The organism is Streptomyces sp. NBC_00569 (assembly GCF_036345255.1).
Taxonomy (GTDB): Bacteria; Actinomycetota; Actinomycetes; order Streptomycetales; family Streptomycetaceae; genus Streptomyces.
Genome location: NZ_CP107783.1, coordinates 9,325,436 through 9,340,520 on the forward strand (window position 1 = coordinate 9,325,436; position 15,085 = coordinate 9,340,520).

General features: G+C 70.6%; 12 protein-coding genes. 9 read left to right on the forward strand and 3 right to left on the reverse strand.

Annotated features, from left to right (window positions below; genetic code table 11):
• Positions 1-5: 5 nt before the first annotated feature.
• The 3 genes from OHO83_RS42165 to OHO83_RS42175 form a co-directional block, all read right to left on the reverse strand.
• Positions 6-767 (reverse strand): SDR family oxidoreductase, encoded by a 762-nt coding sequence (locus tag OHO83_RS42165; protein ID WP_266680422.1) that lies wholly within the window; start codon positions 765-767, stop codon positions 6-8.
• Between the two features lie 51 nt (positions 768-818).
• Entirely contained in the window at positions 819-2,402 is a 1,584-nt protein-coding gene (gene mdlC, locus OHO83_RS42170; RefSeq protein WP_266680424.1) for a benzoylformate decarboxylase, read from the reverse strand.
• A 383-nt stretch (positions 2,403-2,785) separates the two neighbouring features.
• A complete protein-coding gene (locus OHO83_RS42175) occupies positions 2,786-3,277 on the reverse strand; it encodes a hypothetical protein (RefSeq protein ID WP_266680426.1) in 492 nt (163 codons plus the stop codon).
• A gap of 615 nt (positions 3,278-3,892) precedes the next feature.
• Here OHO83_RS42175 and OHO83_RS42180 point away from each other — a divergent pair.
• The 9 genes from OHO83_RS42180 (at position 3,893) to OHO83_RS42220 (ending at position 14,737) form a co-directional block, all read left to right on the forward strand.
• Complete coding sequence (locus OHO83_RS42180) at positions 3,893-5,977, forward strand: glycoside hydrolase family 27 protein (RefSeq protein ID WP_266680428.1); 2,085 nt, start codon at positions 3,893-3,895, stop codon at positions 5,975-5,977.
• Between the two features lie 66 nt (positions 5,978-6,043).
• A complete protein-coding gene (locus OHO83_RS42185) occupies positions 6,044-7,333 on the forward strand; it encodes an ABC transporter substrate-binding protein (RefSeq protein ID WP_266680430.1) in 1,290 nt (429 codons plus the stop codon).
• A gap of 1 nt (position 7,334) precedes the next feature.
• Positions 7,335-8,270 (forward strand): carbohydrate ABC transporter permease, encoded by a 936-nt coding sequence (locus OHO83_RS42190; RefSeq protein ID WP_266680432.1) that lies wholly within the window; start codon positions 7,335-7,337, stop codon positions 8,268-8,270.
• Positions 8,270-9,127, forward strand: coding sequence for a carbohydrate ABC transporter permease (locus OHO83_RS42195; RefSeq protein WP_266680434.1), 858 nt, complete (start codon positions 8,270-8,272; stop codon positions 9,125-9,127). Before OHO83_RS42190 ends, OHO83_RS42195 begins: the two co-directional genes overlap by 1 nt.
• Entirely contained in the window at positions 9,124-11,187 is a 2,064-nt protein-coding gene (locus OHO83_RS42200; protein ID WP_266680436.1) for an alpha-galactosidase, read from the forward strand. The genes OHO83_RS42195 and OHO83_RS42200 overlap by 4 nt, the downstream gene beginning before the upstream one ends.
• Positions 11,188-11,241: 54 nt before the next feature.
• Positions 11,242-12,015 (forward strand): SDR family NAD(P)-dependent oxidoreductase, encoded by a 774-nt coding sequence (locus tag OHO83_RS42205; protein ID WP_266680438.1) that lies wholly within the window; start codon positions 11,242-11,244, stop codon positions 12,013-12,015.
• Positions 12,016-12,073: 58 nt separating this feature from the next.
• The gene (locus OHO83_RS42210) at positions 12,074-12,811 is read left to right on the forward strand and encodes a FadR/GntR family transcriptional regulator (protein WP_266680440.1); all 738 of its coding nucleotides are present in this window, start codon (positions 12,074-12,076) and stop codon (positions 12,809-12,811) included.
• On the forward strand, positions 12,808-13,953 hold the full coding sequence (gene dgoD / locus OHO83_RS42215; protein WP_266680442.1) for a galactonate dehydratase: 1,146 nt from the start codon (positions 12,808-12,810) through the stop codon (positions 13,951-13,953). Before OHO83_RS42210 ends, dgoD begins: the two co-directional genes overlap by 4 nt.
• 1 nt (position 13,954) lies before the next feature.
• Positions 13,955-14,737 carry a hypothetical protein gene (locus OHO83_RS42220; protein WP_266680444.1) on the forward strand — a complete coding sequence of 261 codons (783 nt, stop codon included), beginning with the start codon at positions 13,955-13,957 and terminating at the stop codon, positions 14,735-14,737.
• Positions 14,738-15,085: the final 348 nt, after the last annotated feature.

Genomic DNA, 15,085 nt, shown 5'->3' on the forward strand with positions numbered 1-15,085 from the left:
GCCCGCTAGAAGCCTTTGCGTACGCCGCCGTCGATCGACAGCATCACGCCCGTGAGATACGAAGCGGCCGGCGACAGCAGGAAGGCGGCGCTGCGGCCGAACTCGTCCGGGGTTCCGTAGCGGCGCAGCGGGACGCCGGCGGTCGCACGCTCGCGGGCCGCGTCGGCGTCACCGTGCCGCGCGTCGAGTTCGCGTACCCGGTCGGTTTCGATGTGGGCGGGTACGAGACCGACGACGCGGATACCCTTCGGTCCCAGCTCGTTCGCGAGGTTCTTCGCGTAACCGGCCAGGCCCGGCCGAAGCGCGTTGGAGATCGCGAGGCCAGGGATCGGCTCGTACACGGAGCTCGAGAGGACGAAGCCGATGGCACCTCCCTCGCCCAGCTCCGCCGCGACGGCGCGCGAGAGCCGCACCGCACCGAGGAAGACCGACTCGAACGCGGCGCGCCACTGGTCGTCGACGATGGTGTCCGACGTACCTGCGGGTGGCCCGCCGACGCTGATGAGCACCCCGTCCAGCCTCTTGAAGGCATCCCGAGCTGCGGCGATCAGCCGGTCCGGGGTCCCGGGGGCGGCATTGTCGGCCACGACGCCGACCGCCTGTCCCGGGCCGCCGAGCTCGGCCTGGGCGGCGGCCACCGACTTCTCGCTGCGACCGCTGACGACCACCCTCGCGCCGTCCGCCACCAGCTCGCGCGCGGCGGCCTTGCCCAGCCCGCGGGTGCCACCGGTGACGATGTACACCCGGTCCTTGAGTCCAAAGTCCATGAATGCTTTTCTCTCCGCTCGTCCTTCTGCGATGGGTGGGAGCCGCGTGGCCTACAACATCGCCTTCTGGGGTTGCGTGGGGACGACGATGACGGTGGTGGTGCCGGTGGACAGGGCCACCTTGAACTCCCGCTCCAGGTCCGCGGTGGTCTCCACGTCGACCGCACGGCATCCGAAGCCGCGGGCCACCGAGGCGATGTCGAGCCCCGGCAGGTCAAGCCCCGGCACGCCCGGGGTCTCCTCCAGTACCGCGAAGGACTTCAGGATGGAGTACTCGTGGTTGCGCATGACCACGTAGACGATGGGGAGGTTGTGCCGGGCCGCCGTGTAGATGGCCTGCACGGAGTACTGGAAGGAGCCGTCGCCGATCAGGCCGATCACGGGCCGTTCGACACCCAGCGCCCGGTCGCCGAGCGCGACGCCCACGGCGGCCGGGGTGCCCCAGCCGATGCCGCCGCTGGCCGTGGCGAAGAACGATCCGGTCCGAGTGGTGGGGAGCCACTCGATCTGCTGCGCCATCGTGGAGGTCGATTCGTTCACGATGACCGCATCCGACGGCCGGACTCTGCTCAGAGCGGCATACACTTCCGGCGGAGTGAGGGGGTTGTTCGGCGCCTGCGGCAGCTCACACCGGCGGGGCATGGGTTCCGGAGCGGTGCGTGTCGACCCCTCCGCAACCATGTCCAGGAGCAGTTCGATCGCCGTCTTGGGATCGCCCAGGAGGCTGTCGCCGACCCGCGCCGCCGCGGCGACCCCGGGATCGGCGGTGATCTGCAGCAGGTCGGTGCCTGCCGGGAGGTAGTCGCCGGGCACGTAGGGGTAGTAGCGGAACACCTCTGCGCCGATCACGATCACCAGGTCGTGCCCGGTCAGCCGGTCGCTGATGGTTTTTACCGACATGCCCAGCGGGCCGCCGAAGAGGGGATGGTCCTCGGGGAAGGAGGCGCGGTCCAGCAGTGGGGCGCCGTAGACGGCCGCGCGCAGCTTCTCCGCCAGGGCGACGGCCGCGTCCCAGCCGCCGGCCCGGTCGACCTCCGGACCGAAGACGAGTGCGGGGCGACGGCTGGCGGAGATGCGGTCGGCGAAGAGGCGCAGCCGGTCCGTGTCGGGAGCGACGCGGTCGCTCACCGTGCGAACCCGGGTGAAACCGGACAGGGGTCGCTTCCAGTCGTCCATGGGAATGGACAGGTATACGGGTCCCGTCGGTGGCTGCAACGCCTCCGCATAGGCCCGCATGAATGCCTCGGGGACGTCTTCGGCGCGGGCCGGCTCGTAGGACCACTTCACCCACGGCTTCGGGAGTGTGGTGGCCTCGCGGTTGCCGAGATACGGCTCCCCGATCACCAGTTCCCGGTGCTGCTGGCCGGAGGTGATGATCAGGGGTGTGTTCCCGTGGTAGGCCGCAACCAGGTTGCCCACCGAGTTACCCATGCCGGCCGAGGAGTGCAGGTTGACCAGTGCGGGGCGGCCGGTCACCTGGGCGAAGGCGTCGGCCATTGCGATGACGGACGCCTCTTGGAGTGCCAGGACGTAGTTGAAGTCCTCGGGGAAGTCCTGAAGGAAGGGCTGTTCGGTGGAGCCGGGGTTACCGAAGACCGTGGTGAGTTTGAGCTTCCGCAGCAGATCGTAGGTCACGCTGCGGACAGTGGATTGCTCAGTCATGGTCACTACCGACTTTCTCGCTGGAGCGGGGCTTCGGGTTCGACGTGTCTGCCGGAGGGGTGAGCGCTGCTCGGTGAGGGTTCGCATGCCTTCCTGGCGTCGCAGGGAAGGCCAGAACGGGTGTACCAGCCTGATCCTGCTGGATAAACACCCTTCTGTCACGAAATGTCGCTCGTTCGGTAACGGGCCCGTACGGGGACCTGGCCCAGTTCGCTGAGGTGGTGGGCCAGGGCGAACCGCTTGGTGGTGTGCCGCTCGAGAACACGAATTGGTGCTGTGAGCTGTGGTGATGGGGTCGGGTCAGTTGGCGCGGAGGTACTCGTTGAGCAGGCCGCCGAGGACGGGTCGTTGCCGGATCAGATGTGCCTGGGGGTCGGTGGGGTGGCCGCGTTGGGCGGTTCGTCGCCGGCCGGGGGTAGCTGCGCTCGAGATTGGTGGGGGCGGTGCCCGTTGTGGTGCCGGATGTAGTCGGTGAGCGCAGCTTGGGCGTGGGCTTCGTTGTAGATCGGCATCAGGTCGAGGACCTCGCGGGGTAGAAGGCTTACGACTCTCGCGGCCTCCCGCAGGATCTCCCGGACGGTCAAGGCGGCCACTTTCACGCCGAGGACCAGGAGTTCGCCGTGGAGGCGTCGGTAGCCCCAGTTGGGATTCTCCCGGGCCGGGCGCAGGACCAGAGCGCGGGTGGAGTGCACGGTGCGTGGGCCGGCCTGGGGTTTCGGTCGCGACGCGGGAGCGTAGCGGCGTGCGATCAGCTCGCAGTGCCGGCGCAGCACCGTGTCCCGCCGGACCGGCAGCCGGAGCCTGCGCAGCACATCTTGCGGAAGGCGGTGCAGCAGCGCCGCCAGCAAGGTCGGATCATGTGGGCTGAACGGCACTTCATTCTTTGCCGAGTTGGCGCTTCAGCGCCGTGTTCTGGTGACGCAGGGCGAGGATCTCGATGGCCTTGTCCCGATCGCTCATCGGCAGCGGGCGTACGTCCATCGGCACGCCTTCTCCACCCGCACCGAGGCACGCATCAAGATCGCGACCCGGATCCCGACTTCTGCAACACGCGACGACTACACCGCGTCTGCGGTTTCACCAGCCCGATCGACTACGAACACAACCACGGGGCCGCCCTCACCGAGAGGCAGGCTGCATCGGGAGGGTCTCCATGATGCGAGAGGGGACTGAACAGTCGGGGGACTCCGCTGCAGAGCGGCATCGACGACGTCGCTGAAGATCGCACCCGTCGTAGGGGGCCGTCAAGGCTCCTGGCCGGACCACGCACGCAGTTTAAATAAATTAGGAATTAATATTGACAGCCCTTCGGCTGCGCGCCACAGTCTTCGCTGTGACGCCGTCGGCCCCTCCGTAGAGCGGCCCGCCTCACACCCCTCCTGCCGCCCACCCACCCGGAGAGGCACGTGACCTCACACCCGCACATCCGGAACACCGCAGGCCACAGACTCGGCCGACGGGCCATGACGTCCGCCGTCGCCACCGTCCTTGCCGTCTGTGCCGCCCCCACAGCCGTGGCCGGGGCCACCGTCCAGGACGTGGGCGCGCCCGCCGCACCCGTCTCCTACGACAGCGGCCTCGCCCCCACGCCCTACATGGGGTGGAACACGTACTACGGCCTCGGCGCGCCCACCGAGGAGGCAGTGCGAGCCGTGGCGGACAAGCTGGTCGCCAGCGGGTTGCGCGACAGCGGCTACGACATCGTGTGGCTCGACGGCGGCTGGCAGGCCGACAACCCCCGGGACGCACAAGCCCGGTTGGTGGCCAACCCGGACCGCTTCCCCTCCGGCATCCCGGCGCTCGTCTCCTACCTGCACCGGCGCGGTCTGCGCGCGGGCATCTACACCGACGCCGGCGCCTACGACGGCGGCAAGAGCTGCGGCCTGGGCAGCCGCGGCCACTACGACCAGGACGCACGGCAGTTCGCAGACTGGAAGATCGACGCGATCAAGGTCGACTTCCTGTGCGGAATCGGTGCCAAGCTTGATCCGGGCCCGGCGTTCAAGGAGTTCAGCGACGCGGTCGCCAAGTCCGGCCGCAAGATGCTGCTGAACCTGTGCAACCCGCTCACCGAGGACTGGGGCCTGCCCCACACGCCCGAGCAGGACGCCCACAACACCTATGTCTACGCCCCGGCGATCGCGGACTCCTGGCGCACCGGCACGGACATCGCCTGGGGCACACCGAGCCCCGGCCAGTGGCCCAACGTGCTGCGCAACATGGACGCCAACGCCTGGCACCCCGAGGCGCAGAGCCCCGGCCACTACAACGACCCGGACTACCTGATCCCGATGCGCCGCATCAGCGACGGGTCGTACGAGCTGACGCAGGAGGAGTCCACCACCCAGCTCGTGATGTGGGCCGAGATGGCCTCGCCGCTCGTCATCGGCTCCGACCCGCGCACCCTGTCCGGCTCGATGATCGACGCGCTCCGCAACCCGGAGATCATCGGCGTCGACCAGGACCCGCTGGCGATCCAGGGCGTGCGGGTGGCCACGGACTCGACCGGCGACGTGTACAGCAAGGTCCTGCAGGGGCACGGGCAGCGCGCCGTTGTCCTGCTCAACCGCTCCGACCGGTCGGCCGAGCGCACCGTGAAATTCTCCGACACCGGGCTCGGCGGACCCGTTCAGGTCCGCGACCTGCGGGCACGCGCCGACCGCGGCACCCACACGGGGTCATACACCGTTGAGGTCCCCGCGCACGGCACCGCGTTCCTCAGGCTCACCGGCGTCGACGCGCTGCCCGGCGCCAGCCTCGGCGAGCGGGCCACCGCGAGCCCGGCCGTGGCCCGCGCCGGCGACACGACGAGCACCTTCTTCCGCGGCCCGCACGGCTCCCTCGTCCAACTGGGCGACGGCAGGCGTCGTGACCTCGGCGGCCCCGCGCACGGCGGGATCCTCGGCCAGCCCGCGGTGTACGGCTCCGCCGGCGGGCGGATCGACGTGTTCGTGCGCGGCGCCGACTCCCGGGCCTACCGGCGGGTCTACGCCGACGGCCACTGGGGCCCGTGGCAGAGCCTGGTCGGCCGGCTGACCGAGGCGCCCTCCGCGGCGTTCACCGACCCCGAGCACTGGACGCTGTTCGCGCGCGATGCCGACGGGAAGATCGTGCAGCGCGGTCCGGCCACCGGCTGGTCATCGCTCGGCGCGCCCGGAGACCGGCCCGTGCACGGGCGGCCGTCCGCGGTGACCGACCCGCAGGGGCGGGTCCATATCGCGGTGCGCACCGCCGCGGACGACGTCTGGACACGGACCCGGGACACCGATGGACAGTGGTCGGCGTGGTCCTCCCTCGGCGGGACCGTCAGCGGCAGCCCCACGTTGGTGGCCGCCGGCGACGCCGTGGTGCTGTACGCGCGTGCCGCGGACTACACGCTCTGGCGGCAGCGCTACGAAGGCGATGCCTGGCAGGGCTGGACGAAGCAGCAGGAGTTCCCGAGCGCCGCCTTCGACGGGGCGCTGGGCGCGGTCGGCGGCAGGGACGGGTCCGTCGACGCGGTCTTCCGCGGAGTCGACGGGGCCGTCCACCAGGTCCGGCTCGACTAGGCCCCGGCAAGTTCACACAAACCAGTAAGCAATCTCGATGTGGTGGGAGCACCACAGGGAGTCTCCATGACGAACCTTCAACCGAACCGACGCCGGTTCCTCGCCGGACTCGGTGCCGTCGGCACGACGGCACTGCTCAGCGGCTGCGTCACCTCCACCTCCACAAGCACCAGCTCCTCGAAGGGCGCGGTGACGCTCCAGTCCAACCTCTCCGCCCCGCAGGCCAAGGCCGCGATGGAGGACATCGCTGCCGCCTACGCCAAGAAGGGCTCCGGAAAGGCGACCCTCAACACGGTCGCCGCGGAGACCTTCCGAACTCAGCTGCCGACCTACCTCACCTCGGCCAACCCGCCGGACGTGTACACCTGGTACCCCGGTTCGGTCGCGGACGCCTACGCCAAGAAGAACCTGCTGCTCGACCTCGATGGCGTCTGGGCCTCCTCACCCGACCTCAAGCGCTACTCCAAGGCCCTGAACAGCCTCTGCACGGCCACCTCGGGCAAGAAGGTCTTCGTCCCCACCACCTACTACTGGTGGGGCATGTTCTACCGCAAGTCCAACTTCGCCAAGTGGGGGGTGAGCGAGCCCAAGACCTGGGACGACTTCCTCGACCTGTGCGACAAGCTCAAGAGCAAGGGCGTCGCCCCGATCGGGCTGGGCGCAGGCGGCAACACCGCCTGGGTCGCCTCCGCCTGGTTCGACTACCTCGACATCCGCATCAACGGCGGCCAGTATCATCGTGAACTCCTCGCCGGCAGGCACCGGTTCGACGACCCCGAGGTGCGCAAGGTCTTCGACCGCTGGCAGGAGCTGCTGCCGTACTTCGACCCGAACGGCACCGCCATCCCCTTCCAGGACGCGACCACCGCCCTGCTCAACGGCCGCACCGGCATGATGCTGATCGGCACCTTCTTCGCCGACGCGGCCCCCAAGGGCGCGCTCGACGACATCGACTTCTTCCGCTTCCCCGTCATCGACCCGAAGGTCCCGCTCGCCGAAGAGGCGCCCACCGACGGATACTTCGCCAGCGCCCGCACCGGCCGCCGCGAGCAGGTCGCGGACCTGCTGAGCTATCTCGCCACCGCCGAGGCTCAGGAGATCTACATCAAGGGGTCCTCCGGAACCACCCTGCCGTGCCACCCGGACGCCAAGGACGCCGGCACTGCGCTGGTGAAGAAGGGGCGCAAGCACGTCGCGGAGGCCGCCGAGATCACCCAGTTCTTCAACCGCGACTCGAGCGACGCTCTTCAGCCCACCGCGGACACCGCCCTGACCAAGTTCATGGCCAAGCCCAAGTCGGTCGGGGGCATCCTCACCGACTGGCAGCGTGAGGCCCAGAAGATCTGGCAGGCCTGACGTGGCCGTCCTGACCGCCCCCGCACGCAAGTCCCCGGCCCGCTCCCTGCCTCGCGGCAGGCGGGCGGGGGGCCCGCGCCGCACACCCCCGCTCGTGCTGGCCTTCGTCCTGGTTCCGCTGCTCGCCGAGGCGGTGTGGGTGTTCTGGCCCGCCCTCCAGGGCTTCTACCTGGCCCTCACCAGCTGGGACGGCGTCTCACCACCGAGCTTCGTGGGTCTGGGCAACTTCCGGGAGATGGCCCACGACGACGTCTTCCTGAGCGCGACCGGTCACACGGTGCTGTGGCTCGTGCTCTTCGGCGGACTGTCCGCCCTGCTGGGCCTCGGTGCAGCGCTGCTGCTCCAGCAGGAGCGGCGCGGCGTCGGCTTCTACCGGGCCGCCCTGTTCCTGCCCGTCGTGTTCTCCCTGGTCGCCACCGCCCTCGTCTGGCAGGCCATCTACCAGCCCGAGGGCGTTCTCAACCAACTCCTGCAGTCCGTCGGCCTCGGCAGCCTCCGGCACGCCTGGCTCGCCGACCAGGACACCGCCCTGTACGCGGTGATCGTGCCCGCGCTGTGGCGCCAGATCGGCTATGTCATGGTGCTGTACCTGGCCGGCCTCAAGGGCGTCGACCCGGCGCTGTACGAGGCCGCCAAGATGGACGGCGCGAACATCTGGCAACGTTTCCGCCACATCACCGTGCCCCAGCTGCGCAGCGTGAACGCGGTCGTCCTGTCCGTCATCGTCATCGACTCGCTGCGCTCCTTCGACGTCGTGTGGTCGCTGACCCGCGGCGGCCCCTACCACTCCTCCGAGCTGCTGAGCACGTACATGTACTCCACCGCCTTTCAGTCTCTGCGTCTCGGCTACGGCTCCGCCCTGGCCGTCGTCATCTTCGTGCTGGCCTTCGGCGTCATCGCCTCCTACCTGGTCCGCGCTTTCCGGGAGGCCGACTGATGGCCGTCACCTCTGCCACGCCGACGGCACCGCGGCGCAAGCGGGCCGTGACCGCCGGATTCCATCTGGGCGCCGGCGCCCTCGCCGTCCTGTGGCTGCTGCCCATCGCGCTGGTCCTCGTGACCAGCCTTCGCTCCTTCGACGACATCGCCGCCCACGGCCTGGGCAGTTGGCCGCAATCCTTCACCCTGGGCAATTTCGGCCAGGCCTGGGTCGACGGCGGCCAGCAGCGCGCGCTGATCAACAGCCTGCTCGTCACCGTGCCGTCCGTCGCGATCACGCTCGCCCTCGCCGCCATGGCCGCGTTCGCCCTCAGTCGGTACGAACTCCGCTTCCGGCGCTCGCTGCTGCTGCTCATGCTCGGCGGCAACCTGCTCCCTCCGCAGATCCTGCTCATACCGGTGTCCAAGCTCAGCGAACTGATGGGCGTCTACGACACCCTGCCCGCCCTCATCGGCGTGCAGATCGGCTTCGGAGTCGGCTTCTACGTCTTCGTGCTGCACGGCTTCATGCGCGCGATTCCGACGGAGATCCAGCAGGCGGCGGTCGTGGACGGTGCCGGCCCCTGGCAAATCTTCTGGCGGATCATCCTTCCGCTGGCCCGGCCGGCCCTGGCTGCCCTCAGCGCCCTGTCCTTCACCTGGATCTTCAACGACCTGCTGTGGGCTATCACCGTGCTGCGCAGCGACGCCAAGATGCCGATCACCGCCGCGCTCATCGGACTCCAGGGACAGTACGTGTCGATGTGGAACGTGATCGCAGCCGGATCCGTGATCGCCGCCGCGCCCACCGTCGCCGTGTTCCTGCGCTTCCAGCGGCACTTCGTGGCCGGCCTCAACCTGGGAGCGGTGAAGTGACCTCGTACCCCCGCTGGACCCTGCGCACAGAACAGACCAGCTACGCCGTGCGCCTGTCCCCGGACGGCCCGTGGGCCGAGCTCGACGCCTGGGGTCCGCTCGGCGCCGAGACCGGACCCTCCGCACTGGACTGGTCGCGGCGCACCCACTTCATCACGCCCGCCGACGCCGCCCCGGCCGAGTATCTTCCGTACGGGCTGCGACCGTTCAACGGCACCGACCTGGTGGCCGCGCGGGCCGACGGCGAGCGCGGCGTGTGGTGGCAGTTCGCCGGGGCCGAGGAAGGCGAGGGCACCCTGCGGCTCGCCTTCCACGACACCGAGACGGGTCTTCGGACCGTGCTCTGTTACGAGACCGTGCCCGGAACCGATGTGATCCTGCGCTGGACCGAGTTCACCACGAGCGCCGAACTGCGCCTGGAACGGCTCGACTCGGCCGCCGTGAACATCCCCGTCACCGGCTTCGCCCGCCTGACCTACCTCACCGGCCAGTGGTCCCAGGAGTTTCAGAAGACCCGACTCGACCTGTCCCGGGGCACGTTCACCATGGGCAGCGTCCAGGCCGTACCCGGGCACGCGTACGCGCCCTGGCTCGCCGTGCAGGACGGCGACGCCCAGGCCGCCTACGGCATCGCCCTCGAATGGCCGGGCAACTGGCACATCACCGCCGAGGCCGAACCCGGCGGCGCCGTGCGCGTCCGCGCCGGACGCGTCCCGCACGAGGGCGCCGTACGGCTGGTACCCGGCGACACCCTCACCACCCCCCGCCTCGCCTGCGCCTTCAGCCCGGACGGCCTCGACGGACTCGCCCGCGTATGGCATCGCTACGAACGCAGGCTCACCGGCGAGCGGCTGGACCGACCGCGCCAGGTCCTCTACAACTCCTGGGAGGCGACCGGCTTCGACGTCGACGCGGCCGGCCAGTTGGAACTGGCCAAGGCCGCCGCCGACATCGGGGCCGAGCTGTTCGTCGTGGACGACGGCTGGTTCACCGGCCGCGACGACGACACCGGCGGACTGGGCGACTGGTACCCGGATCCGGCCGCGTTCCCCGAGGGCTTCGACCGTTTCGTCGAGGACGTCCGCACCCTCGGCCTCGACTTCGGCCTGTGGGTCGAGCCCGAGGCCGTCAGCCCGGCCAGCCGGCTGTATGCCGAACACCCCGAGTGGGTCTACCGGATCGACGGCCGTCCCGCCCGGCTCGTCCGCAACCAGCTCCTGCTCGACCTCGGGCGCCGCGACGTCCAGGACTTCGTGATCGGCACCCTGGACCGGCTGCTGGGCACGTACGACATCAGTTACCTGAAGTGGGACATGAACCGGCCGCCCACCGAACGCGGCCGCCCCGGCGCGGGCCCCGTCGACCTCGACGCGGAACACGTCGCGGGGTACCTGCGCGTCCTGGACCACCTGCGCTCGGTCCATCCCGGTGTGACGGTCGAGGGCTGCGCGGGCGGCGGCGGACGCATCGAGCACGCGACCGTCGCACGTACCGACGTCGTCTGGCCCAGCGACAACACCGCGCCTCTGGACCGGCTGTCCATCCAGCACGGATTCCTGCACGCCCACGCCCCGCACATCATGAGCTCGTGGGTCACCGACGCCCCCGGCGTGTTCGACCCGCGCCCGCGCAGCCTCGCCTTCCGCTTCGTCAACGCCATATGCGGAGTCCTCGGCATCGGCGCCGACCTGCGTGCCTGGAATCAGGAACAGCGGACCGAGGCCGCCGCGTGGATCGCCCGCTACAAGGAGGTGCGCGACGTCGTCCACCACGGCGAGGCCTGGCTCCTCGGCAGCCCCGAGGACGCCATCTGCGGTGTCCAGTACGACCTGGGCGACCGCACGGTCGTCGCCGCGCTGAGCACCGGCCGCCTCGACGGGGCCCCGCTCGTGCCCGGCCGCCCCGACCGGCTCCGCCTGCGGGGCCTTGACCCGGCGGCGCACTATGACGACGCGGAGACCGGGACGACGTACGGCGGAGCCCATCTGCTGCACTACGGGCTTCCGTTCGCCTGGAGCGCCGGACACGATGCCGAACTGGTCGTGCTGACGCGTCGGTGAGACCACATGATTTCAGCACGGCCCGCCCGCCACACGAAGGAGTCGACCCCCACTATGGAGCAGCCAACACGACGGCACGGTGCCCGGTTCACCGGCCGCACGGCCCTGGTCACCGGAGCGGCCTCCGGCATCGGCGCCGCGACGGCCGCACGCCTCGCCGAGGAGGGAGCCGCCGTCGTGCTCGCCGACATCGCCGAGGAACGCGGCCGGGCCGTGGCCGAGCGGATCACCAAGGACGGAGGCCGTGCCACGTTCGTGGCCGCCGACGTCGCAGCCGAGGACGACTGGGCCCGGCTCGTCGACGCCGCACGCACCTACGGGCCGGTGGACGTCCTGGTCAGCAACGCCTTCACCGTCGACGTCACCCCCGCGCACGAGATGAGCCTGCTTTCCTGGCGGCGGCAGCTCGACGTCAACCTCACCGGCAGCTTCCTCGGCTTCCGGGCGGTCCTGCCCGATCTGCGGGAGTGCCACGGATCGGTGGTGCTCACCTCGTCCGTCCACGCCCATAGGGGTATCCCCGGTCACCCCGCCTACGCCGCCGCCAAGGGCGCCCTGCTCTCCCTGTGTGGGCAGCTCGCCGTCGAGTACGGCCCCGAGGTACGCGTCAACGCGGTCGTACCGGGCCCGATCCTGACCGGGGCCTGGGACAGGGTGCCCGAGGAGGACCGGGAGCGCAGCGTCGCCGAGACCGCGGCACGCCGCTTCGGCACCCCCGAGGAGGTGGCCGCGGCCATCGCGTTCCTCGCCGCCGAAGAGGCCTCCTACATCACCGGTACAAGCCTCGTCGTGGACGGCGGCTGGAGTGTCGTCAAGGCCTCCGCATGACAGCGCCCACGCACCGGACGACCCTCACCCGCCCGACGAATCAGAAAGGCTGTACGACATGACGCCCTACGCACGCCGCGGCGTGCACGGCCAGACCGTGGAAGCCCTCGCGCGCCGCATCCTGGGCGGCGACATCCCCGAGGGCGCCACGCTCGACCTGGTGGCGCTGCAGAGCGAGCTGGACGTGAGTCTCACCGCCCTGCGCGAGTCGCTGAAGGTACTCGCCGCCAAGGGGATGGTCGACGCCCGCCAGAAGCGCGGTACCTTCGTGCGCTCCCGCACCGACTGGAACCTGCTCGACGCCGACGTACTGCGCTGGCAGTTCGAGGGCGGCAGCGCCAACGGGACCGACCGGGCGTTGCTGAGCAACCTGGCCGAGGTCCGCGCCATCATCGAGCCGGCCGCCGTGCGCCTGGCCGCGCAACGGCGCACCGACGACGACCTCGCCGCCATGGACGCCGCGGTGGATGCGATGGGGGAGCGGGACGCGGACCCGGGACACGCCGTCGAGGCCGACCTCGCCTTCCACCGTGCTCTGCTCGCCGCCACCCACAACGAACTTCTCGAACGTATGGAGATGGTCATCGAGTCCGGCCTCGCGCACCGCGACCGGATCGTGCACAGTTCCCCGCACAGCGAGGACCCCGTGCCGGCCCACCGTGCCGTCCTGGACGCTGTACGCGCCCGCGACCCGCGCGCCGCCGAGACCGCCATGCGGGCCCTGCTCGACCAGGCAGGCCGCGACCTGGACCGGATCGACAGCCCCGAAGAGACGGAAGGCTCCCGCACCAAGTGAAGATCACCCGTATAGAAACCTTCCTGGTCCCGCCGCGCTGGCTGTTCTGCCGGATCGAGACCGACGACGGAGTCGTCGGCTGGGGCGAACCGGTCGTGGAGGGCCGCGCCGAGGTCGTCCGGGCCGCGGTCGACGTCCTCGCCGAGTACCTCGTCGGCCAGGACCCGCTGCGGATCCAGGACCACTGGCAGGTGCTCACCAAGGGCGGCTTCTACCGGGGCGGCCCGGTGCTCTCCAGCGCCGTCGCCGGACTCGACCAAGCCCTGTGGGACATCGCCGGCAAGACCTACGGCGCCCCCGTCCACGCCCTGCTGGGCGGCCCCGTGCGCGACCGGGTCCGGGTCTACGCCTGGGTCGGCGGCGACGAACCCGCAGAGCTCACCGACCAGATAGCGGCCCAGGTGGAGGCCGGGTTCACCGCGGTGAAGATGAACGGGGCAGGGGCCACCTCACCGATCGCCACGCCCGCCGAGACCGCCGCAGTCGTCGCCCGTGTGGCCGCCGCCCGCGAGGCCCTCGGCCCGGACCGCGATGTGGCCGTCGACTTCCACGGTCGCTTCACCGCTGCCACCTCGCGCCGCGTCCTGAGTGAAATCGCCCCGCTCCACCCGCTGTTCGTGGAGGAACCCGTCGTCCCCGAGCAGAGCCATCTGCTGCCCGGCCTGGTCACCTCCAGCTCCGTACCGCTCGCCACCGGCGAACGCCTCTACGGGCGCAACGAGTTCCTGCCCGTCCTCGCCGCGGGCGTCGCCGTCGCCCAGCCCGACCTCTCGCACGCCGGTGGCATCTCCGAGGTGCACCGCATCGCCTCCCTCGCCGAGACGTACGGCGCCCAGCTCGCCCCGCACTGCCCCCTCGGCCCGATCGCCCTGGCGGCCAGCCTCCAAATCGCTTTCGCCACCCCCAATTTCCTGATCCAGGAACAGAGCCGGGGCATCCACTACAACAAGGATGCCGATCTCCTGTCCTACCTGGTCGACCCCGAGCCCTTCCGCTTCGTGGCCGGGCACGCGCACCGCGGCGACGCCCCGGGCCTCGGCATCACCATCGACGAGGCCGCCGTACGCGCTGCCGACCGCGGGGGCCACGTGTGGCGAAACCCGGTCTGGCGGCACGCCGACGGCTCCTTCGCGGAGTGGTGACATGCCACTCCACATCCTCACCGACCCGGCGCACGGCGGTCGTTGGACCTCCCTGCGCAGCGGCTCCCGGGAGTGGCTGTGGCGGCGCCCGGCTCCCGCGCGGCCACACGTGGCACTGGGCGACGCGTTCATCGACGCCGGCGGACTGGAGGAGTGCGTGCCGACGGTCCGCGGCACACCGGACCACGGCGAAGCCTGGTCACGTGCCTGGACGAACGAGGGGAACGGCACCCAGAGCGTGAGCTGCGGGCAGTTCGCGCTCACCCGGACCATCCGCTCCACAGCCGGCGGCGCCGAGGCCGAATACGTCCTCACGGCCGAGCCCGGCCATCGCTTCGTCTGGGCCGCGCACGCCCTGCTCGACCTCTCCGAGCGGGCGACATGGCACCTGCGCGAAGGAGCACACACGCGCTACTACCCCGACCCCGACCCGTGTGTGGAGGGCGCTTGGCCCGCACTCCGCGGTGGACGGCTGGACAGCCTGGGACCGGACGACGGCACCGCGGTCGGCGCGGTCGTCGACACGGCCTCCTGCTGCGTGCACGACGACGAGGACCGGCTCGCCCTGACCGTGGAGGCCGACGGACAGCCGCTGTCGATCGCCCTGTGGCGCAACCTCGGCGGCTTCCCCGCCGACCGCCCGTACCGCAGCACGGGAGTGGAGCCGATGCTCGGCCGCGTCTTCGACCTGGCCGAGGCCGGCCCCGGCGACGCGGCCGCCGTGCCGACTGCGGGGGAGGTGCGCTGGCGGCTGACGCTCACCGATGGCTGTGGCTGCCCTTGACCGGTCACTGTGACTTGCCTGGACCGCGGTTGCCTCTTGTCGCTGCCGCTGGCCTCGTGACGGATGCCGGAGCGTCGCGGCCGAACGTGACCGGCCCCCGCGGGCACGTGCCTGATCGGTGTGCGGGAACAGGCACGTGACCGCCGTGCGTGACCAGGTACCCGACGGACGTTCGTGACCGTGCACCTGACCGAAGTGTGCGACCACCTGCTCACGGACGGCCGCGACGCGCACCCCTCGATGGCTTCGACCTCCCCACGACCTCAGTTCCCCTGAACCCGAGTGGATTGGACCGGCTGCTTCATGGACCTGCGAGCGGCCCTGACCGCCCACCGTCTCCTCGGCCTG

Coding starts and splice junctions, on each gene's coding strand:
- OHO83_RS42165 (WP_266680422.1), bottom strand. CDS start 767: ATGGACTTTGGACTCAAGGACCGGGTGTACATCGTCACCGGTGGCACC.
- OHO83_RS42180 (WP_266680428.1), top strand. CDS start 3,893: ATGACGTCCGCCGTCGCCACCGTCCTTGCCGTCTGTGCCGCCCCCACA.
- OHO83_RS42185 (WP_266680430.1), top strand. CDS start 6,044: ATGACGAACCTTCAACCGAACCGACGCCGGTTCCTCGCCGGACTCGGT.
- OHO83_RS42195 (WP_266680434.1), top strand. CDS start 8,270: ATGGCCGTCACCTCTGCCACGCCGACGGCACCGCGGCGCAAGCGGGCC.
- OHO83_RS42205 (WP_266680438.1), top strand. CDS start 11,242: ATGGAGCAGCCAACACGACGGCACGGTGCCCGGTTCACCGGCCGCACG.
- OHO83_RS42210 (WP_266680440.1), top strand. CDS start 12,074: ATGACGCCCTACGCACGCCGCGGCGTGCACGGCCAGACCGTGGAAGCC.
- OHO83_RS42220 (WP_266680444.1), top strand. CDS start 13,955: ATGCCACTCCACATCCTCACCGACCCGGCGCACGGCGGTCGTTGGACC.